The sequence below is a fragment of the Anaerotignum sp. genome (genome assembly GCF_051877975.1).
Lineage (GTDB): Bacteria > Bacillota > Clostridia > Lachnospirales > Anaerotignaceae > Anaerotignum_A.
In genome coordinates this window covers 1-17246 of the sequence record NZ_JBJEJK010000022.1, presented here as the reverse complement: position 1 = coordinate 17246, position 17246 = coordinate 1, and the positions used below count along the sequence as shown (strand labels likewise).

General features: G+C 46.3%; 18 protein-coding genes. 14 read left to right on the top strand and 4 right to left on the bottom strand.

Annotated elements, in window-relative coordinates; genetic code table 11:
- Positions 1 to 115: 115 nt before the first annotated feature.
- The 4 genes from htpG to ACI39P_RS04085 all read right to left on the bottom strand — a co-directional run bounded on the left by htpG (position 116) and on the right by ACI39P_RS04085 (position 4935).
- Complete coding sequence (htpG, locus tag ACI39P_RS04100; RefSeq protein WP_439719427.1) at positions 116 to 2170, bottom strand: molecular chaperone HtpG; 2055 nt, start codon at positions 2168 to 2170, stop codon at positions 116 to 118.
- A gap of 382 nt (positions 2171 to 2552) precedes the next feature.
- The gene (locus ACI39P_RS04095) at positions 2553 to 3023 is read right to left on the bottom strand and encodes a DUF5721 family protein (RefSeq protein ID WP_439719426.1); all 471 of its coding nucleotides are present in this window, start codon (positions 3021 to 3023) and stop codon (positions 2553 to 2555) included.
- Between the two features lie 168 nt (positions 3024 to 3191).
- On the bottom strand, positions 3192 to 4601 hold the full coding sequence (locus ACI39P_RS04090) for an FtsW/RodA/SpoVE family cell cycle protein (protein WP_439719425.1): 1410 nt from the start codon (positions 4599 to 4601) through the stop codon (positions 3192 to 3194).
- Positions 4588 to 4935 carry a helix-turn-helix transcriptional regulator gene (locus ACI39P_RS04085; RefSeq protein ID WP_439719424.1) on the bottom strand — a complete coding sequence of 116 codons (348 nt, stop codon included), beginning with the start codon at positions 4933 to 4935 and terminating at the stop codon, positions 4588 to 4590. The genes ACI39P_RS04090 and ACI39P_RS04085 overlap by 14 nt, the downstream gene beginning before the upstream one ends.
- 247 nt (positions 4936 to 5182) lie before the next feature.
- Between ACI39P_RS04085 and ACI39P_RS04080 the strand changes: the two genes are divergently transcribed.
- The 14 genes from ACI39P_RS04080 to ACI39P_RS04015 all read left to right on the top strand — a co-directional run bounded on the left by ACI39P_RS04080 (position 5183) and on the right by ACI39P_RS04015 (position 17245).
- On the top strand, positions 5183 to 6862 hold the full coding sequence (locus ACI39P_RS04080; RefSeq protein WP_439719423.1) for a glutamine--tRNA ligase/YqeY domain fusion protein: 1680 nt from the start codon (positions 5183 to 5185) through the stop codon (positions 6860 to 6862).
- A gap of 195 nt (positions 6863 to 7057) precedes the next feature.
- The gene (locus tag ACI39P_RS04075; protein WP_439719422.1) at positions 7058 to 8110 is read left to right on the top strand and encodes a nitronate monooxygenase; all 1053 of its coding nucleotides are present in this window, start codon (positions 7058 to 7060) and stop codon (positions 8108 to 8110) included.
- Between the two features lie 220 nt (positions 8111 to 8330).
- Positions 8331 to 9119: a glutamate 5-kinase gene (gene proB, locus ACI39P_RS04070; protein ID WP_439719421.1), complete on the top strand. Its 789-nt coding sequence runs from the start codon at positions 8331 to 8333 to the stop codon at positions 9117 to 9119.
- A 31-nt stretch (positions 9120 to 9150) separates the two neighbouring features.
- Complete coding sequence (locus tag ACI39P_RS04065) at positions 9151 to 9627, top strand: hypothetical protein (RefSeq protein WP_439719420.1); 477 nt, start codon at positions 9151 to 9153, stop codon at positions 9625 to 9627.
- 1 nt (position 9628) lies between these two features.
- A complete protein-coding gene (locus ACI39P_RS04060; protein WP_439719419.1) occupies positions 9629 to 10252 on the top strand; it encodes a DUF2085 domain-containing protein in 624 nt (207 codons plus the stop codon).
- Positions 10249 to 10821 (top strand): 5-formyltetrahydrofolate cyclo-ligase, encoded by a 573-nt coding sequence (locus tag ACI39P_RS04055; RefSeq protein WP_439719418.1) that lies wholly within the window; start codon positions 10249 to 10251, stop codon positions 10819 to 10821. The genes ACI39P_RS04060 and ACI39P_RS04055 overlap by 4 nt, the downstream gene beginning before the upstream one ends.
- A complete protein-coding gene (locus ACI39P_RS04050; RefSeq protein ID WP_439719417.1) occupies positions 10814 to 12061 on the top strand; it encodes a glutamate-5-semialdehyde dehydrogenase in 1248 nt (415 codons plus the stop codon). The genes ACI39P_RS04055 and ACI39P_RS04050 overlap by 8 nt, the downstream gene beginning before the upstream one ends.
- Before the next feature lie 16 nt (positions 12062 to 12077).
- Positions 12078 to 13016 carry a DUF2971 domain-containing protein gene (locus ACI39P_RS04045; protein WP_439719416.1) on the top strand — a complete coding sequence of 313 codons (939 nt, stop codon included), beginning with the start codon at positions 12078 to 12080 and terminating at the stop codon, positions 13014 to 13016.
- Between the two features lie 137 nt (positions 13017 to 13153).
- On the top strand, positions 13154 to 13771 hold the full coding sequence (locus ACI39P_RS04040) for a site-2 protease family protein (RefSeq protein WP_439719415.1): 618 nt from the start codon (positions 13154 to 13156) through the stop codon (positions 13769 to 13771).
- Between the two features lie 13 nt (positions 13772 to 13784).
- Positions 13785 to 14552, top strand: a complete 768-nt coding sequence (locus ACI39P_RS04035; RefSeq protein WP_439719414.1) for a segregation/condensation protein A — start codon at positions 13785 to 13787, stop codon at positions 14550 to 14552.
- Positions 14549 to 15094: an SMC-Scp complex subunit ScpB gene (scpB, locus tag ACI39P_RS04030; protein WP_439719413.1), complete on the top strand. Its 546-nt coding sequence runs from the start codon at positions 14549 to 14551 to the stop codon at positions 15092 to 15094. The genes ACI39P_RS04035 and scpB overlap by 4 nt, the downstream gene beginning before the upstream one ends.
- Before the next feature lie 51 nt (positions 15095 to 15145).
- Entirely contained in the window at positions 15146 to 16303 is a 1158-nt protein-coding gene (locus tag ACI39P_RS04025) for a serine hydrolase (RefSeq protein ID WP_439719412.1), read from the top strand.
- A 66-nt stretch (positions 16304 to 16369) separates the two neighbouring features.
- Positions 16370 to 17092, top strand: a complete 723-nt coding sequence (locus ACI39P_RS04020) for a pseudouridine synthase (protein ID WP_439719411.1) — start codon at positions 16370 to 16372, stop codon at positions 17090 to 17092.
- A 9-nt stretch (positions 17093 to 17101) separates the two neighbouring features.
- Positions 17102 to 17245: a hypothetical protein gene (locus ACI39P_RS04015; protein WP_439719410.1), complete on the top strand. Its 144-nt coding sequence runs from the start codon at positions 17102 to 17104 to the stop codon at positions 17243 to 17245.
- Position 17246 lies beyond the last annotated feature (1 nt).

Here is a 17246-nt window from a genome sequence, read left to right as displayed (position 1 = left end):
AGCTGTGAGCTTCTGTATTACACTACAGAAAGCCCACAGCTTTATATATCTGTCAAATGTGTTTTTTATTTTTACGTCATTATTATCTTAATGACATTGGGTATTAGGGTAGTTTTTATGCTTCCTGTTCTGCCAGTTTTTCCAGCAGCAGGTTGCTTCTGTCGATAAAGGCTGTCATCTCTTCGGAAGTCAGGGGACGATGGCTCATCAGTGCCAGATCATAGAGCTGATGGCACAGGAGAGAAGCCTCCTCCTTCTTTTCTTCCTTGCCAGCCATGGCAAGCAGGGCTTTCACCAGCTTGTTGCTGCGGTTCAGCACCAGGGTTTCGTCGGGCTTCATATTGGCAAACATTGCCTTGAATTCTTCGTTGTTTGCATAAGCCTCCATCATTTCCATCATACGTCTGGATTCTTCGGTAAGGAGGATCATAGCGGAAACCTTTTCTGCTTTCAGGGTTTCCAGTTTCACCTTCAGCTTATCATTGGAAACGGCGGCACGGAACAGTTCCTGCATCTGGTTGGATTCGTATTCTTCCGCCTGTTTTTTTGCTTCGGAAGCTTCTTCCTCGTTTTTTTCCTGCAGGGAATCGATATCCGCATCCACACGCTGTACTTTCAGCTTGATATCCTGGTTTTTATATTCCAGGAAGGAAACGAAGGGCTTATCCACAGGAGTATCCATGATGGCTGCTTCCAAGCCTTGTTCCTTGAACAGACGGATATACTGGGCCTGCTGGTTTACATCTGTGGCAAAATAAATGACATTTTCATGTTTTTCCTTATTCTTTTCCAGATATTCGGGGATGGTTTCATAAACGCCGTCGGTTGTTTTCAAGAGAAGTGTATCTTTTACTTTATCATACAGCTTTTCTTCCCGCATACAGCCATATTTGATGAAGATATTGATATCATCCCAGAAGCCTTCGAAAGCAGGACGGTCGTTTTTGAACATTTGGTTCAGCTTGTCCGCCACTTTCTTTGTGATATAGGCATTCATTTTTTCCACATAACCATCATTCTGCAATGCACTTCTGGAAACGTTCAGGGGCATATCGGGGCAATCCAGCACGCCTTTTAAGAGCAGCAGGAATTCGGGAACGACTTCCTTTACGTTATCTGCGATATAAACCTGATTGCAGTACAGCTTTACTTCGCCGTCCATCATATCCATCTGCTCTACCAGCTTCGGGAAGTAGAGGATACCTTTCAGGCGGAAGGGGTAATCCATGTTCAGGTGAATCCAGAACAGGGGATCGTTGATATCGTTGAATACTTTATGATAGAAGGCTTTATAGTCTTCTTCTGTACAATCAGCGGGCTTTTTCTGCCACAGGGGATTGGTGTCATTCAGGGGCTTGGGTTCCTCGGCCTCTTTGGCTTCCTCAGCATCTGTGTCTTCCGTTGCACCCTGTTGTTCCTGCAGCATATCCATAGCAGCTTCTTTTGTCAGGTTGGCAGCATCTTCAGGGGAGACGTGCAGGGTATTGGCATCTTTTTCTGCAGCGGCAGCAGCTGCCTTTTCTTCTTCTGTTTCTTCTCTTACTACGTCCACATAGATGGGAACAGGCATGAAGGAGCAATATTTTGTCATAGCAGCGTAAAGAGTAGCTTCGTTCAGGAATTCCTTGCCATCCTCACCAATATGCAGGGTGATAGTGGTACCTCTTGTTTCTCTGGAGCCGTTTTCCATTTCGTAATCAATACCGCCTTCGCAGCTCCATTTTGCTGCTTCTGCGCCCTTCTGATAGGACAGGGAATCGATCTCAACTCTATCTGCAACCATGAAAGCAGAATAGAAGCCCAGACCGAAATGACCGATGATTTCGTTATCATCTTCGGATTTTTCCTGGAATTTTGCCAGGAAATCTGTTGCGCCGGAGAAAGCGATCTGGTTGATGTATTTTTTGATTTCATCAGCAGTCATACCGATACCGTTATCGATGATCTGCAATGTTTTTTCATCCTGATTCAGGACAACATGGATTTCATATTTTTCATCGGCGGGAATCTCCGCTTCGCCCATCATAGAAAGCTTCTGCAGTTTTGTGACTGCATCGCAGGCATTGGAAAGCAGTTCACGGATGAAGATATCCTTATCTGTGTAGAGCCATTTTTTGATAATAGGCAGAAAATTTTCGCTATTGATAGAAAGATTACCTTTTTCTTGCATGATAAAAAACCTCCTGAATAAAATTTTTGCGAAGCCACGGGAAGGATGACAGTCAGATAAAATCAAATGATATCCACGCTAGGCATTGGATATCATTGCTTTTTCAGTGGCTTCGTATGTCACTGATATTTATTTTATCACGCAGAATAGAAAAGTCAAGAAAAAATTAGCACTCATTTTAAGTGAGTGCTAATAATTTTGAAAGAAAAAAAGATTTCTAGCTATGTTTATGCTGGATTTGCTTGTATAGTTCGGTGTGAGCATAGCTTGAAAACGATTTGCGGAGCAAATCAATGGGCAAGGTGTGGCCTTACGAAGGTTTTTTGAACGGAAGTACAAAATAAAAAATCTCCGCCAGATGCGGCGGAGAATGGAGGTTGATTTATTTATCTTGCAGCTGGATGCCGATGCCGTTTTTCTTGAAGAATTTCAGCACATATTCTTCCCAGAGCTTTTCCGGGCTTTTATCCAGAGAAAAGGATTCTTGAGAAATGGCGGCAGTGCAGAGAACGGTATTTTCTTTAAAGAAGATATTCAGGAAAGCAGCTTTTGTATTGGGTAGGTTTGTGGTCTTTTCTTCGGAAAGAGAGAACACCAGTTTAATGGTTTTGGGCAGTTTGTTGCCCTTGATGGCTTGGAATACAAAGGGACGCATTTCTTCCCAGCGGACATAACGAGAAAGCCCCTGTTCCTGTTCTTCGGCAGTATAAAAATCCATGTTGCGCTTGCCTTCCATGACGAAAGAGGCGAAGGTGGTCAGCTCCCCCTGCCGAAAGAGGAAGGAATCGAAGGTATCGCCTTTTAAAAGAAGTGCCATAAAAGATTTGGTGTCGTTGACGGTGAAAGCAAGCATAAAATAAATCCTCCTAAGTGGTTTGGCGTAGCCAAACTGCGAGGCAGTCTTTCTAAGAAAACGTAACATATAAATTTTTGCTTTCTTAGAAAGATGCCCATAAAAATGTGTACTTTGATTCTATATTGATCTTATTTTACATTTTCCCGGAGGATTTTTCAATCTTAATCAACCTTTGAAGGAGATGATGAGCTTGCCGTCATCCCATTGGATGAATTTCGATTCGCTGAAAACAGGCTTTGTGTTGTCCTGATACACTTCCCCTGTGCGGAAAACGGAAAGTAAGATGCCTGCCAGTGCCATATTCAGCAGGAGGGAAGAACCCCCATAGGACAGGAAGGGCAGGGCAATGGGGGCAATCAGAGGATAGCCCAGATTTACGATGATGTAAACGAGAACTTCCATGGTGAAGGTGGCAAGAATACACAGAGAAATCATCTGTCCCAGTATACTTTTTTGCTTCAGGCATTTGCGGAAGCCGAAAAGAAGGAATACCGCCAAAAGCAGAACCAGACTGACGGAGACCGCCCAGCCATATTTGTAGGTCAGGAAAGTCAGCAGATAATCGGAGCGGAAATTTGCAAGAAAGATATCCTGATGGACTGCCAGTTCTGGAAGGACAGTGCCTTTTCCAAGGAAAACAGAATGTTCCAGCATATCACGTAGCAACAGAGGAAAATAGCCTGCACCTTTTGGGTCTGTTTCTGGATGAAAAACAGTCAGAAGTGTCTGCACGCGATACAGACGATAGGGAAATGCGGAAATCAGCAGGGCAAATGCGGCAATCCCTGCAAGAATGAACAGCAGGAGAAGGGTTTTTGTGTTTTCTCCAAACCACTTCCGAATGGTTCCTATTACCATCAAAACGCCTGCGGTGCAGACGAACAGCAGAATCCCGCTGAAGGTATGAAACAGTAGAAGCTGCACACAGAAATAAGCTGCCGCCAGCCCGCCGAGAAAATAGCCATGTTTTCCTTTTTCCCGAAAATGATAAAAGATATCACAGAAAGCAAGAGGAAACAGGAGTGCTAACGAAATGGGGCTGATGGAGATAGCTCCCAGAGACAGCCAGTGGTTACCCGCGTATTCTGTGCCGGTTAACTGTGCCAACACATCAACTCCCAGAAGCAGGATCGGCAGGATATAGGGATGCTTTCCGAAGAAGGAAAAATCCAGAAAATATGCCCCGATAAAGGCAGCCAGACTTAGGGGAAGGTAAAAAATCAGTGTATTAGAGGAAAAATATTGGTAACCTTCATCTGGCAGAGCATTTGTGATGAATAGATACTGGATTACAGCACCCAGCACAAACAGCCCCATCACCAGCCCAATCATGCCCCACTGGGGCGCGGGCTTATGGGTAATGTCCAGAGCGGCACCCACTGCTACAGGGTCGCCCATTTGCAGGAGAGCCTTTTCCTCGGCGGTACTTTCTGGGTCGCCCATATCCATATAGGCGTTTTTCTGGTCAATCAGGTGATTTTCGATTTCTTTTGCCACAACGCCGTGGGCTTTTTTCCACCGAATCTGTTCGCAGACCTTTTCTGCATAGCGCTTGAAAGGATCAGAAGCATTCACAGCAAAGACCTCCTTCCAGAATTTTGCTGACGGCGGAGGAATATTCCTTCCATTCGGCAGTTTTTTCCTTTAAGAATCTTTTCCCTTTCCCTGTCAGGCGGTAATATTTGCGGATGCGGGCGGAATCAGCATGTTCTTCATAGGATTCCAGAAGGCCTTTTTTCTCCAGCCCATGCAGCAGGGGGTAGAGGGTGCCTGCTTTTAGCTGAAAGGTGTTGTCGGAACGGCGGGCCAGTTCTTCGATGATCTGGTAGCCGTACATATCCTGCCCGTCCAGCAGTTTTAAGATGAGGGTGGCGGTGCTTCCCGCCAGCAAGGTTTTATCGATGGGCATTGCAATCACTCCTTATATATAGATATTCGATATATTCTTATCTGCATTATAGATAGAATATCTATATATGTCCAATTACAATTTTTTATTGTACTTTATATATCGATAATCTATATAATGGTTCAGAAAAAACTTCTCCTGTTTCTTGCCTTAAAGGGCTCCATGGGGTATAATAAAATACAGATTATACCGTTTTCGGTATTCCTTTTTAGAAATCCAAAGAAATGAAAATATAGGAGGGCGACCAATGGCTGAAGAAAAAAACATGGAAAACAACAGCGGTCTGGGTGCAACGGGCAATTTTATCCACAATTACATCCAGGAAGATCTGAAGGGAGAACTGAATAAGATCCACACAAGATTCCCGCCGGAACCCAATGGCTACCTGCACATCGGTCATGCAAAATCCATCTGCCTGAACTTTGGTCTGGCAAATTTGTACGGCGGCAAATGCAACCTGCGTTTTGACGACACCAACCCCACAAAGGAAGATGTGGAATATGTGGAATCCATTCAGGAGGATGTAAAATGGCTGGGCTTCGATTGGGAAGACAGACTGTATTACGCTTCCAGCTACTTTGACAAATACTACGAAGTGGCAATCAAACTGATCAAAGAAGGAAAGGCTTTTGTAGATGAACTGACAGCGGAAGAAATGAGAGAATACCGCGGTACCCTGAGCACACCCGGGAAGGAAAGCCCTTACCGCAACAGAAGTGTAGAGGAAAATCTGGATCTGTTTGAACGGATGAAAGCCGGCGAATTTCCTGATGGTTCCAAAACGCTGCGGGCGAAGATTGACATGGCCTCTCCTAATATCAATATGAGAGACCCCGTTCTCTATCGTATCTCCCATTCTACCCACCATACCACAGGGGATAAATGGTGCATCTATCCTATGTATGACTTTGCGCATCCTCTGGAGGATGCCATCGAAGGCATCACCCATTCCATCTGCACCATGGAATTTGAAGACCACAGACCTTTGTATGACTGGGTGGTAAGAGAAGCAGGCTATACCGTAAATCCTCCCAGACAGATTGAATTTGCCCGCCTGGGGATGACAAATACCGTCATGAGTAAGAGAAAGCTCCGTGCATTGGTAGAAAATGGTTTGGTTGACGGCTGGGATGACCCTCGTATGCCGACCATCAGCGGTCTGCGCCGCCGTGGTTATACCCCTGCGTCCATCCGTGATTTCTGTGAACGCATCGGCGTTTCCAAGGCAAACAGCATGGTAGACAGCGGTCTGCTGGATTACTGCATCCGGGATGACCTGAAGGCAAAGGCAAAGGTGGTTATGGCGGTTCTGGACCCTCTGAAGCTTGTTATCACCAACTATCCTGAAGATCAGGTAGAAATGATGGAACTGGAAAATAACCCTGAAACCCCTGAACTGGGCAAGAGACTGGCTCCCTTCACCAGAGAGCTGTATATCGAAAGAGAAGATTTTATGGAAGAACCGGTAAAGAAATTCTTCCGTCTGGCTCCCGGCAAGGAAGTGCGCCTGAAAGGGGCATACTTTGTAACCTGTACGGATTTTGTGAAAGACGAAAATGGGGTTGTGACAGAAGTTCACTGTACCTATGACCCTGAAACAAGAAGCGGCAGCGGCTTTGAAGGCAGAAAAGTAAAAGGCACACTGCATTGGATCAGCGCAAAGGAAAACGTGCAGGCGACTGCAAGACTGTATGATTATATGATGCTGGACAACCCTGATGACCCCAACGGCGAAATGATTATGAACCCTAATTCTCTGGAAGTCAAGGAATGCTTCATTGAACCTTCTATTAAGGATGCGAAGAAGGGCGACAGATTCCAGTTTATGAGAAATGGCTACTATATCGTGGATACCAAGGATACTACAGAGGAACATCTGGTATTTAACCGTATCGTTCCTTTGAAGAGTTCCTTCAAGCTGAAATAAAAATCATATCATCCCAGAAATGAAACAGGACAAACTCCAATAGAGTTGTCCTGTTTTTGTATGTAAAAAAATACTTTTATTGTGGCTTTTATTGACAGAGAATGCAGGTTTTGGTATACTTTGCTATATAGTTTTTAAAACCTTATTAAAAAGTAAGGAGTACTTTTGCTTTCAATATAACAGGAGGTCTTTGTAATGAAACTGGATGCACTTTCTTTTGGCGGGTTGACAGCTGCTCGTCCTATCGTACAGGGCGGCATGGGTGTTGGCGTATCCCTTTCTTCTCTGGCGGGGGCTGTGGCGAAGCATGGCGGCGTTGGGACGATTTCGGGGATTCACCCAGGCTATAGGGAGGCAGACTTTCAGGAAGACCCTCTGCGGGCAAATTTGCGGGCCATTGGCAAGGAGCTGACAAGGGCGAAAGAAATTTCTAAAAATGGCATCATTGGGTTCAATTTTATGTCGGTGATGAACCATTATGAAGCGTATGTGAAAGAGGCCATCGCTGCCGGTGCGGATTTCATTGTTTCCGGCGCAGGACTGCCTGTGAATCTGGCGAAGATCGCCCGGGGCAGCAATACTTGTATCCTGCCTATCGTTTCTTCTGCCAGAGCATTGAAGTTGATCGTAAAAAACTGGCAGCGGGCAGACCGACTGCCGGATGCGGTCGTAGTGGAAGGCCCTTTGGCCGGCGGGCATCTGGGTTTTAAATACAATGATATGAAAAATGGAGCTTTTGATTCTTTGGAAGATTGTCTGGAGGATGTGCTGGGCTATGTAAGGGAATTGGAAGAGGCCAATGGCGTAAAAATTCCTGTGATTGCCGGCGGTGGTGTCCGCAGCCATGCAGATGTGGAAAGATTGGTAAAGTTGGGTGCATCCGGCGTGCAGGTGGGGACGAAATTCGTTACAACAGAAGAATGCGATGCGGCTTTGTCCTTCAAGCAGGCTTATCTGAACAGCCGCGAACAGGATATCCGCTTGATTGAAAGCCCTGTGGGTCTGGCGGCCCGCGCTGTCAATACTCCTTTTTTGGAGAAGGTGGATAAAATGGGACGGATTCCTGTACAGAAATGCTATCATTGTATGGACTACTGCAAACCTGCGGAAACGAAATATTGTATTTCTCAGGCGCTGATCGATTCTGTGGAAGGCAAGGAAGGGCTGGTATTCTGCGGCGCAAACGCCTGTGAATTGAAGGAACTTTCCACTGTAGAACAAGTAATGAAAGAGCTTTGCGGCGAATAAGAAATACAGAAAGTATCGCAAAAGCAAACTTTATAAAGAAGAAAAGGGATAAATCCTTAAAAGTTGAGGATTTATCACTTTTTTGGTGTTTTTTCTGAGGATGCGGGATAGGCTTTCTTTTTTCTTAATAGAAATATTCTTTTTTATGAAAGAGATTTGGTGTATACTGTAATATGAGGAGAAATTTTATGCTCTTTACAAAAGAAATGGAGTTGAGATTGTGAGAGAAAAGCTGAAAGATTGTAAACGAATCGTGGTAAAAGTGGGCACTTCTACCATTACATATCCCAACGGCAGACTGAACCTGAAACGGATTGAAGAACTGGCGTGGGTTTTGACTGACCTGCGGAACCGGGGGAAAGAAGTAGTTCTGGTCACCAGCGGTGCTATTGGTGTTGGCGCGGTACGTATGGCAATGCAGGAACGCCCCACTATCATCCGTGAAAAACAGGCGGCAGCAGCAGTAGGCCAGGCCATGCTGATGCAGATCTATCATAACTTTTTTGACAGATATAATCAGACGGTTGCCCAGATTTTGCTGACAAAGGAAGAATTGAGCAGCGACAGCAGATATGAAAATACGAAGAACACTTTGGAAACACTATTGGAAATGGGCATTTTGCCTATCGTTAATGCCAACGATACGATTTCCACATACGAGATCGAAATTTCCGATAATGACCGCCTTTCTGCCATGGTGGCAGAGATCATCAGGGCGGATCTGCTGATTTTGTTGACGGATATTGATGCGCTGTATGAGAAAGACCCTCGTTCCAACCCTGATGCAAAACGGGTTGCCAATGTGGCGTCTGTGACCGATGAGATCAAAGCCATGGCAGGGGAAAAGAAAGGCTCTGAATTCAGCGTCGGCGGCATGAAAACAAAGCTGCAGGCGGCTTCGATCTGCCTGGATGCGGGGGTAAAAATGGCTATTGCCAATGGGGAAGACCCGAAAGTTGTCCATCGCATCATCGATGGGGAAGATGTGGGCACACTATTTGGGTGCTGATTTGGATATTGGAAAATAAGGAGGAAAAGAGATGAGTTATTGTCCTAATTGCGGCAGGGAGATTTTAGATGAAAGTCTTGGCTGCCCTGTTTGTAATGTGAAAAATAATATCGACCCTACCAAGACTGTGATCGATGGTCAGGCGGAAGAAGTCAAAGCAGAAACGATAGATGCCTTTACCGTGGAAGATAATGATGGAAAGACCCATCATTTTGAAAGCAATACGGAAACGGGCGATGCGGAATATGTCAGAAAGGAAAAGATTTCCGCAGATGCTACCATTCATCCGCTGCTGAAGGTGCTGATTATTGTGCTAATCGTTATGGTAGGCGGTTTTGGTGCCATTGCTGGCTGTGTTGCCGGCGTTGTCCTCTCCAAAAGCCCTTCGGAGGATTACCGCAGATTCGGTAAGCTGATGATGACTGTCAGCATCGTGATGCTGGTGATTTCCTTCCTCTGCTGTGCGATGTCAGCATCCATAGGAAGCCTGGGCTATATGCTGGATTGACATGGCTGCTTTTTTGGATAGAATGGGTTTGGCTGTCTGCCACCAAATGGCAGAGCGCAGTTTTCTATGGGGAGATGGCACGATGCCCCTTTGTGCCCGTTGTACGGGCATCTACGTGGGCGCCTTTTTTGCTTTGTGCTTCTTCCTTTGGAAAAAGCGGCTGGGGGGAAACCGCCCCTTTCCGGCAAGGCAAATTTTTTTGACAATTGTGTGTATCATCCCCATGGCGGCAGATGGCTTTTGCAGCTATATAGGTTTGTGGGAAAGCAATCAGCTTTTGCGGATCCTGACGGGAAGCATCATCGGGGCGGTCGTTCCGGGGCTGCTCCTGTTGGCGGGGAATTTTGATCCTATCGGGGAGAATGAAAGGCCAATTTATGAAAGCACAAGGGAACTGCTGTTTGTAGTTGGATGCAGCGGCGCCTTTGGCTTGTGCCTTTGGCTTGGATTGCCGCTGCAGGGCATTGGTGCAGTGCTTTCCATCGCAGGGGAGGTTTGTCTTTGGGCCGGTGTCTTTTGGATAGTATTGAAGAATATCTTTGGTAAGAGGAAATTGCCTTTACGGCGGATTTCTTTGGTATTGGCCTTTGGCATCATTTTTATAGTAGGAGGATTTCTTCCATGAAAAAAGAACTGCGGGCAGAAGCCCTGAAACGGCGGAATGAAATACCCTTGACGGAGCGGGAAGAAAAAAGCAGGCGTATCACGGCGCATATACTGCAAAGTGAGGCATATCAAAATGCGAAACATATTTTTACCTTTGTGAGTATGGGTTCCGAGGTTGAGACAAGGGACATCCTAGCGCAGGCCTGGAAGGATGGAAAAATGGTTGCTGTTCCCAAAACAGAAAAGGGACGGGTGATGTATTTTCTGCCCATCCAATCCTTTGCGGATTTAAAGGAGGGCCGTTTCGGCGTGATGGAGCCTTTGGGTAAAAAAGAAGATGCTGTTGTTCCGGAAAAGAATGATCTATTTCTGGTGCCCGGGGCGTTATTTGATAGAAAAATGAACCGCATTGGTTATGGCGGCGGTTATTATGATACGTATTTTGAAAAATATGAGGGATATGAGAAAATCGGTCTGTCGTTTGCATCTCAGGTGCAGACAGCTGCGATTCCCACGGAAAAAACAGATATCCCTTTGGATAATATTGTGACGGAAAATGGATGGATGGGAGGAAGAAAACATGAGTAATCTGGTAGAGATGGGGAAAAAGGCCAAAGAGGCTGCGGTAGTGCTGGCAATCTTATCTGCACCGCAAAAGAATAAAGCGCTGCTGGCCTCTGCTGATGCTTTGATGGCGGCGCAGGCGGTAATTCTGGCGGCAAACAAAGAAGATGTGGATGCGGCGCTGGAAAACGGCATCAAAGGTGCTTTTATCGATAGACTGACCCTGACGGAAGCCCGGCTGGCGGATATGGCCGATGGGCTGCGGCAGGTGGCGAAGCTGGATGACCCTGTGGGCGAAGTACTTTCCATGAAAAAACTGGACAATGGCTTGGTAATCGGGCAGAAACGGGTACCTATGGGGGTTATCGGTATTATTTTTGAAGCCCGCCCCAATGTAGCGGCAGATGCCTTTGGCTTGTGCCTGAAAGCAGGCAGTGCCGTTATTTTGAGAGGCGGCAAGGAAGCGTTTCGAACAAATCAGGCCACCATCAAAGCCCTGCGTTCTGCCCTGGCGGCAGAGGGCCTGCCGGAGGACTGTGTGCAGATGGTGCCTGATACCTCCAGAGAAACCGCGAATGAAATGATGCGGCTGAATGGCTATCTGGATGTATTGATTCCCCGCGGCGGTGCAGGCCTTATCAATAGCGTGGTGCAGAACAGCACCGTTCCTGTAATTCAGACAGGGGTGGGCAACTGCCATGTTTATGTGGATGAAAGTGCGGATTTTGAAAAGGCGGTAAAAATCGTCATCAATGCAAAGACCCAGCGTCCCGGTGTCTGCAACGCCTGCGAAAGCCTGCTGGTTCATGAAAAAATTGCGGAAGCCTTTCTGCCTGCAATCGGGAAAGCCCTGCAGGAAAAGAAGGTTGAGATTCGTGGGGATGAAGCCACACAAAAGCTGGTGGAAGGCTCTGTTGCGGCAACAGAAGAAGACTGGGGTACAGAATATGAAGACTACATTATTTCTGCCAGAGTGGTGAAGGATATTGATGAAGCCATCGACCATATCAGAAAATACTCTACAGGTCATTCCGAAGCCATCGTGACAGAAAATTATACCAATGCTCAGCGTTTCCTGAATGAAGTGGATGCAGCGGCGGTTTATGTCAATGCTTCCACCAGATTCACAGACGGCGGTCAGTTTGGCTTTGGTGCGGAAATCGGCATCAGCACTCAGAAGCTGCACGCCCGTGGACCTATGGGGCTGAAGGAATTGACAACGACGAAATATATTATCTACGGCGATGGTCAGATCAGAGAATAAGCAGGAGGGAAAGCCCATGCAGGATACCCGTTATATGGATGCGTGGATTCATGTGCCCCTTTGTAAAAAGGGGGATAAGCTATATCATTATACAACGGCAGATGGTGTGCGGGGAATTGTGGAAAATCGGGAATTTTTAGCAACGAAAAGCGATTTCCTCAATGATAAGCTGGAATTTCAATATGCGGTAGAGGTCATGGAACGGCTGACAGAAAAGTACATTGTCAATCTGGAATTGCGGGAGCGGTTCTTTTCCAAGCTGAAAAAGGAAATTGACCGCCTGGGCGTCATCACGCCTATTTGTGATGCCGATGGGGATTGCGATTCGGATGAAATGAGTTTTTATGTGGTCGCCTTTTCCAAATTGCAGAATAATGCCCTGCTTTGGGCGGAATTTACGGATTTTCGCGGATATTGTCTGGAATTTGATTATGAAAAGATTGTAGAGGGCTTTCAAAATCGAGTTTTTCTTCATGGTACAGTCATTTATGATGAAGAAGAACAGATGAATGGATTGTTGGAATCCCTGCTTTCCTGTATCCGCAATCTCATTGAAGAAGGTGCGAAGGATTTAGAGGGCTTTTTTGAAGAAGACGCCAATCCATCGGAAGAATCCCTGAAAAAACTGGCGGAAGAGATGTCTGTGGTATGTTCTGTCTATGCCATGTTTTTCAAAAAGAGCTTTTTTGAAGGGGAACAGGAATACCGTTTCATTTTTCCTCCGCTGATCAACAGTATTGGCGCGGATAAACCAAAATTCCGCCTGCTGGATCAGATTTTCCTGCCTTATATCATGGTGGAATTTGAAGGAGAAAAAGAGGATATCCCTTTGGAAAGTGTCATGGTAGGGGCGAAAAACAACAGCGATATTGCCGTTCGCGGGATGCGTTATTTCTTAAAGATGCAAGGAATCGATATCCCAGTGCTGCTTTCGGATGTCCCTTTGCGCTATTAAAAAAGAAAGCCTGCTGCAGCGGGAGGGTTGCCCTTTCCCCGGCAGGCTTTTTATATGGATTTGACGAATCTGGGTGGTTCGGGTACAATATAAAAATATGATATTTTTGAAATCTACCTCGGAAAGGATTTGTGTATATGAATAATACAGTACTTGTACTTTTGCTGGGGATTCCCGGTATCATTGTGGCAACAACCGTCCATGAATTTATGAGGGCATTGCTTTCCACTATTTTTGGGGACAACTACCCCAAAAGCCAGGGAAGATTGACCTTAAACCCCGTGAAGCATTTTGAACCGATCGGTTTTTTAATGATGTTTTACAGCGGTGGCTTTGGCTGGGGCAAGCCTGTGGAGACTAGTGCATTGTATTATAAGAACAGAAAGAGAGATACCCTGCTGGTGGCAATCCTGCCCTCTGTGGTGAATCTGGTACTGGGGATTATTTTCCTTGGCATATATCAGGCACTGCAAAAAAATGGCGGCAGCTATTATCTGATCGCCCTGCTGAATTATGTTGCTTACTACAACGTGGGGCTGGCGGTGTATAATATCTTGCCTGTGGCGCCTATGGATTGTGTGAAGGTATTGGCGGTATTGATGCCTGCTAACCAGTATTTCAAATATATGCAGAATGAAAAACTGATTCAGATGATTTTCCTGTTCCTGTTGTTCTTCGGTCTGATCACAGGCTTTATGGATCGTATCGTTTACGGCGTGATGGCCCTGTTTGGCGGGATTTTTGGGCTGATTTAAGGAAGGTAGAGAGATGGATACGATCAATATCAGACTGGATGCCTTTGAAGGCCCCTTGGACTTATTGTATCACCTGATTGAAAAAAACGAGATTGATATTTATGATATTCCGATTGCGTCTTTGACAGAGCAGTATCTTGCTTATCTGGATGCGGCGGAGGACAGAGATATGGACGGCATGAGTGAATTTTTGCTTATGGCGGCTACCCTTTTGGAAATCAAGAGCAAGATGCTCCTGCCTGCGCCGAAAAATGAGGAAGAAGAAGGGCCTGACCCCCGTGAAGAACTGGTACAAAGGCTGTTGGAATATAAGAAGATCAAGGACGTGACCGATACCTTCAAGGAACGGGAAGAGGAGGCGGCACTGGTCTTTTATAAAGAAGCCGATGCCTCTGTGGCGAAGCTGAAGGAAAAGCCGCCGCAGGAATTGGAGGATTTGCTGCAGGGAATCACCATGGATGACCTCTATCAGGCCTTTCAGCAGGTGATGGCGCGAAAAGAAACAAAGACGGATAAAGTCCGCAGTTCTTTTCGCTCTGTGCCGAAAGATCTGTTCACTGTAGGGGAAAAAATGGAATATATCCGGGATTTGCTGATTTTACGCCCCTATGGAAAGACAGCCTTCCATACGATTTTTCGGGAAAATGCGGGAAAGATGGAAAAGGTCGTAACGTTTTTGGCATTACTGGAACTGATTAAGCAAAAAGAAGTGCAGATTTCACAGGAAAAAAATTTCGGAGAAATTCTCATCAGCAGATACAGCGAAGGGGGAGCAGAATGAGATTATCAGAACTGGAAGCAGTCGTAGAATCCCTGCTGTTTATTGCCGGGGATGCGGTGCCTTTGGCATCCATCGCCCAGACTATTGAATTGGATAAAGCCACAGCCAAGGCAGTTGTCCTTTCTTTGGCGGATAAATATGAAAAGGAAAAGCGCGGCCTGCGCATTGTGGAAATCGAAGGTTCTTACCAGATGTGTACGGCGGCAGAATGCTTCGAATATATTCGGAATATGTATAAAAGCCCCCAGCGGCAGGGCCTGACGCAGTCCCTTTTGGAAACGCTGGCCATTGTGGCCTATAAACAGCCCATCACCCGTGCCCAAATTGAAGAGATTCGCGGGGTCAGTTCCGACCATGCGGTGGCAAAGCTGGTGGAAAAGCGGCTGATCTGCGAAGTGGGCAGAGGGGATACCCCCGGCAGGCCCATCCTGTTTGGGACAAGCAGTGAATTTCTGCGGTATTTTGGCTTCAAGAGCATTGGGGAGCTGCCGCCGCTGGAAGAAGAACAGGCGAAAGAAAACGACGAAGAATTGACTGTATAAATACATATAGAAATGAAAAATAGAATAAAAATAGCAGAAGGAGGGATGCCTATGAAGCGCAGAGGAATTCTTTTCTTTCTGCTTTTTTTATTGTTTGCAGCGCCTGTTTTTGCCGGTGAACCAAACGTAGCCGCCCAGGGAGCGGCCTTGATCGATGGGAAAACGGGACGGCTTTTGTGGGAGAAAAATGGCGAGGAGCCCTTTGCTATGGCCAGTACCACAAAAATCATGACGGCGATATTGGTCTTGGAAAATGCAAATTTGGAGGATACCGTTACCATCAGCAAAAACGCTGCCCGCCAGCCGGAGGTACATATGGATTTGAAAGAGGGCGAGCAATGGAAGGCGGGAGATTTGCTTTCGGCTATGATGCTGCGTTCTTATAATGATGCGGCGGTGGCTTTAGCAGAACATGTTTCGGGAAGTGTGGAACAATTTTGTCAGGAAATGACGAAAAAGGCAAAAGAAATCGGAGCAAAGGATACGGTTTTTGGATCGCCCAACGGTCTGGACAGCCATTTGACCGATGCACAGCACCATTCTACGGCTTATGATATGTCTTTGATTGGGGCATACGCTCTGGAAAATGAAACTTTTCGGGAAATCATTGCTCAATCGGAAATTGCTGTGATGGATTTGGAAGGAAAGCAAACCTGCAATGTTACCAATACAGACCGCTTTTTGAAGGAATATGATGGGGCATTGGGCATAAAGACGGGCTATACCAATAAGGCGGGACATTGTTTTGTCGGGGCGGCGGAACGGGATGGCGTTCTGCTGGTTTCTACTGTCCTTGGCAGCGGCTGGGGGGATGGAGGCAAGCAGAAAAAATGGACGGATACGAAAGCTTTGATGGACTATGGCTTTGCATCCTTTTATCCCTATGAAGCAGTGAAAGAAGGCACTGTTTTCGGAGAAGTGAAAGTTATAGATTCTCCTATGGAAAGGGTAGAAACAGCCTTGGCGGAAGGCTATACGGCACTTTTTTCCGAAGAAGAAATTGCAAACCTGCATCTGGAAGCAGATTTGCCGAAAGAAGTGGAAGCACCGCTGGAAAAAGGAGAAAAGCTGGGGAAGGCTATGCTCTGGCTGGGGGAGGAAAAACTGGCGGAATTTGATTTGGTGGCGATGGAAGGGGCCGATACTTTTACTTTGCTGGAGAGGCTGCAGCGACTGGCGGAAAACTGGCTGACATGGAGAAAGTTTTGACTTTCCCTGTCTCCTCGGGTATACTGTTTTCAGTAAATACTTTTGAGAGAACGGAGAGTTTTATATATGGAAGAAAGATTGCAGAAATTTTTGGCAGAAGCCGGCGTTGCCTCCCGCAGAAAGGCAGAGGAGTTGATTGCCCAGGGAAAAGTAAAGGTAAACGGCAAGGTAGTCACGGAAATGGGCGTAAAGATCGACCCTGCTAAGGATGAAGTGACCTATCTGGATCAAAAGGTGACAACGAAGGATACAAAGATGGTCTATATTATGCTGTATAAACCGGAAGGCTATGTAACTACAGCGAAGGAACAGTTTGGCAGACCTGCGGTAATGGATCTGGTAAAAGGCATCCAGGAACGGATTTTCCCTGTGGGGCGGCTGGATTACGATACATCCGGCCTGCTGCTGCTGACGAATGATGGAGATTTGACCTATAAGCTGACCCATCCCAAGCATGATGTGGATAAGACCTATATCGCAAAATTATATGGTATCCCTGATGAGGGCGCATTGCAGAAATTCCGCAGAGGTGTGGTGATTGACGGAAAGAGAACAAAGCCTGCTAAAATTCAAATCATCGACAAGGATAAGGACGGTCGCTTCTGCACAGCGGAAATCATCATTCACGAAGGCAGAAACAGACAGGTGCGGAAGATGTGCGAAGCCATCAAGCATCCGGTGGCGCAGCTGAAGCGGGTGGCCACAGGGGAATTGAAGCTGGGCGACCTGCAGAAAGGCAAATATCGCCATCTGACGGATAAGGAAATCAAATACTTGAAAAAGCTGTAAGGAAACGATATGATTGACGATATTGTTGAAATCGCTGTGGAAATCGCAGGCGAAGCCGGTGCAGCTCTTTGGGATAAACGCAAGGAAAAGAGAAAAGAGCAGGAAAAAGCGGAGGAACCACAGCGTCAGGAAGACAGAGAAAGACCCCTGTGAG

Excerpts from the sequence above, each read along its gene's own strand:
- ACI39P_RS04075 (WP_439719422.1), top strand. The coding sequence starts at position 7,058 with ATGAAACTGGATGCACTTTCTTTTGGCGGGTTGACAGCTGCTCGTCCT.
- ACI39P_RS04040 (WP_439719415.1), top strand. The coding sequence starts at position 13,154 with ATGAATAATACAGTACTTGTACTTTTGCTGGGGATTCCCGGTATCATT.
- htpG (WP_439719427.1), bottom strand. The coding sequence starts at position 2,170 with ATGCAAGAAAAAGGTAATCTTTCTATCAATAGCGAAAATTTTCTGCCT.
- ACI39P_RS04050 (WP_439719417.1), top strand. The coding sequence starts at position 10,814 with ATGAGTAATCTGGTAGAGATGGGGAAAAAGGCCAAAGAGGCTGCGGTA.
- ACI39P_RS04020 (WP_439719411.1), top strand. The coding sequence starts at position 16,370 with ATGGAAGAAAGATTGCAGAAATTTTTGGCAGAAGCCGGCGTTGCCTCC.
- ACI39P_RS04025 (WP_439719412.1), top strand. The coding sequence starts at position 15,146 with ATGAAGCGCAGAGGAATTCTTTTCTTTCTGCTTTTTTTATTGTTTGCA.
- ACI39P_RS04045 (WP_439719416.1), top strand. The coding sequence starts at position 12,078 with ATGCAGGATACCCGTTATATGGATGCGTGGATTCATGTGCCCCTTTGT.
- ACI39P_RS04055 (WP_439719418.1), top strand. The coding sequence starts at position 10,249 with ATGAAAAAAGAACTGCGGGCAGAAGCCCTGAAACGGCGGAATGAAATA.
- ACI39P_RS04085 (WP_439719424.1), bottom strand. The coding sequence starts at position 4,935 with ATGCCCATCGATAAAACCTTGCTGGCGGGAAGCACCGCCACCCTCATC.
- ACI39P_RS04080 (WP_439719423.1), top strand. The coding sequence starts at position 5,183 with ATGGCTGAAGAAAAAAACATGGAAAACAACAGCGGTCTGGGTGCAACG.
- ACI39P_RS04060 (WP_439719419.1), top strand. The coding sequence starts at position 9,629 with ATGGCTGCTTTTTTGGATAGAATGGGTTTGGCTGTCTGCCACCAAATG.
- scpB (WP_439719413.1), top strand. The coding sequence starts at position 14,549 with ATGAGATTATCAGAACTGGAAGCAGTCGTAGAATCCCTGCTGTTTATT.
- ACI39P_RS04015 (WP_439719410.1), top strand. The coding sequence starts at position 17,102 with ATGATTGACGATATTGTTGAAATCGCTGTGGAAATCGCAGGCGAAGCC.
- ACI39P_RS04035 (WP_439719414.1), top strand. The coding sequence starts at position 13,785 with ATGGATACGATCAATATCAGACTGGATGCCTTTGAAGGCCCCTTGGAC.
- ACI39P_RS04095 (WP_439719426.1), bottom strand. The coding sequence starts at position 3,023 with ATGCTTGCTTTCACCGTCAACGACACCAAATCTTTTATGGCACTTCTT.
- ACI39P_RS04065 (WP_439719420.1), top strand. The coding sequence starts at position 9,151 with ATGAGTTATTGTCCTAATTGCGGCAGGGAGATTTTAGATGAAAGTCTT.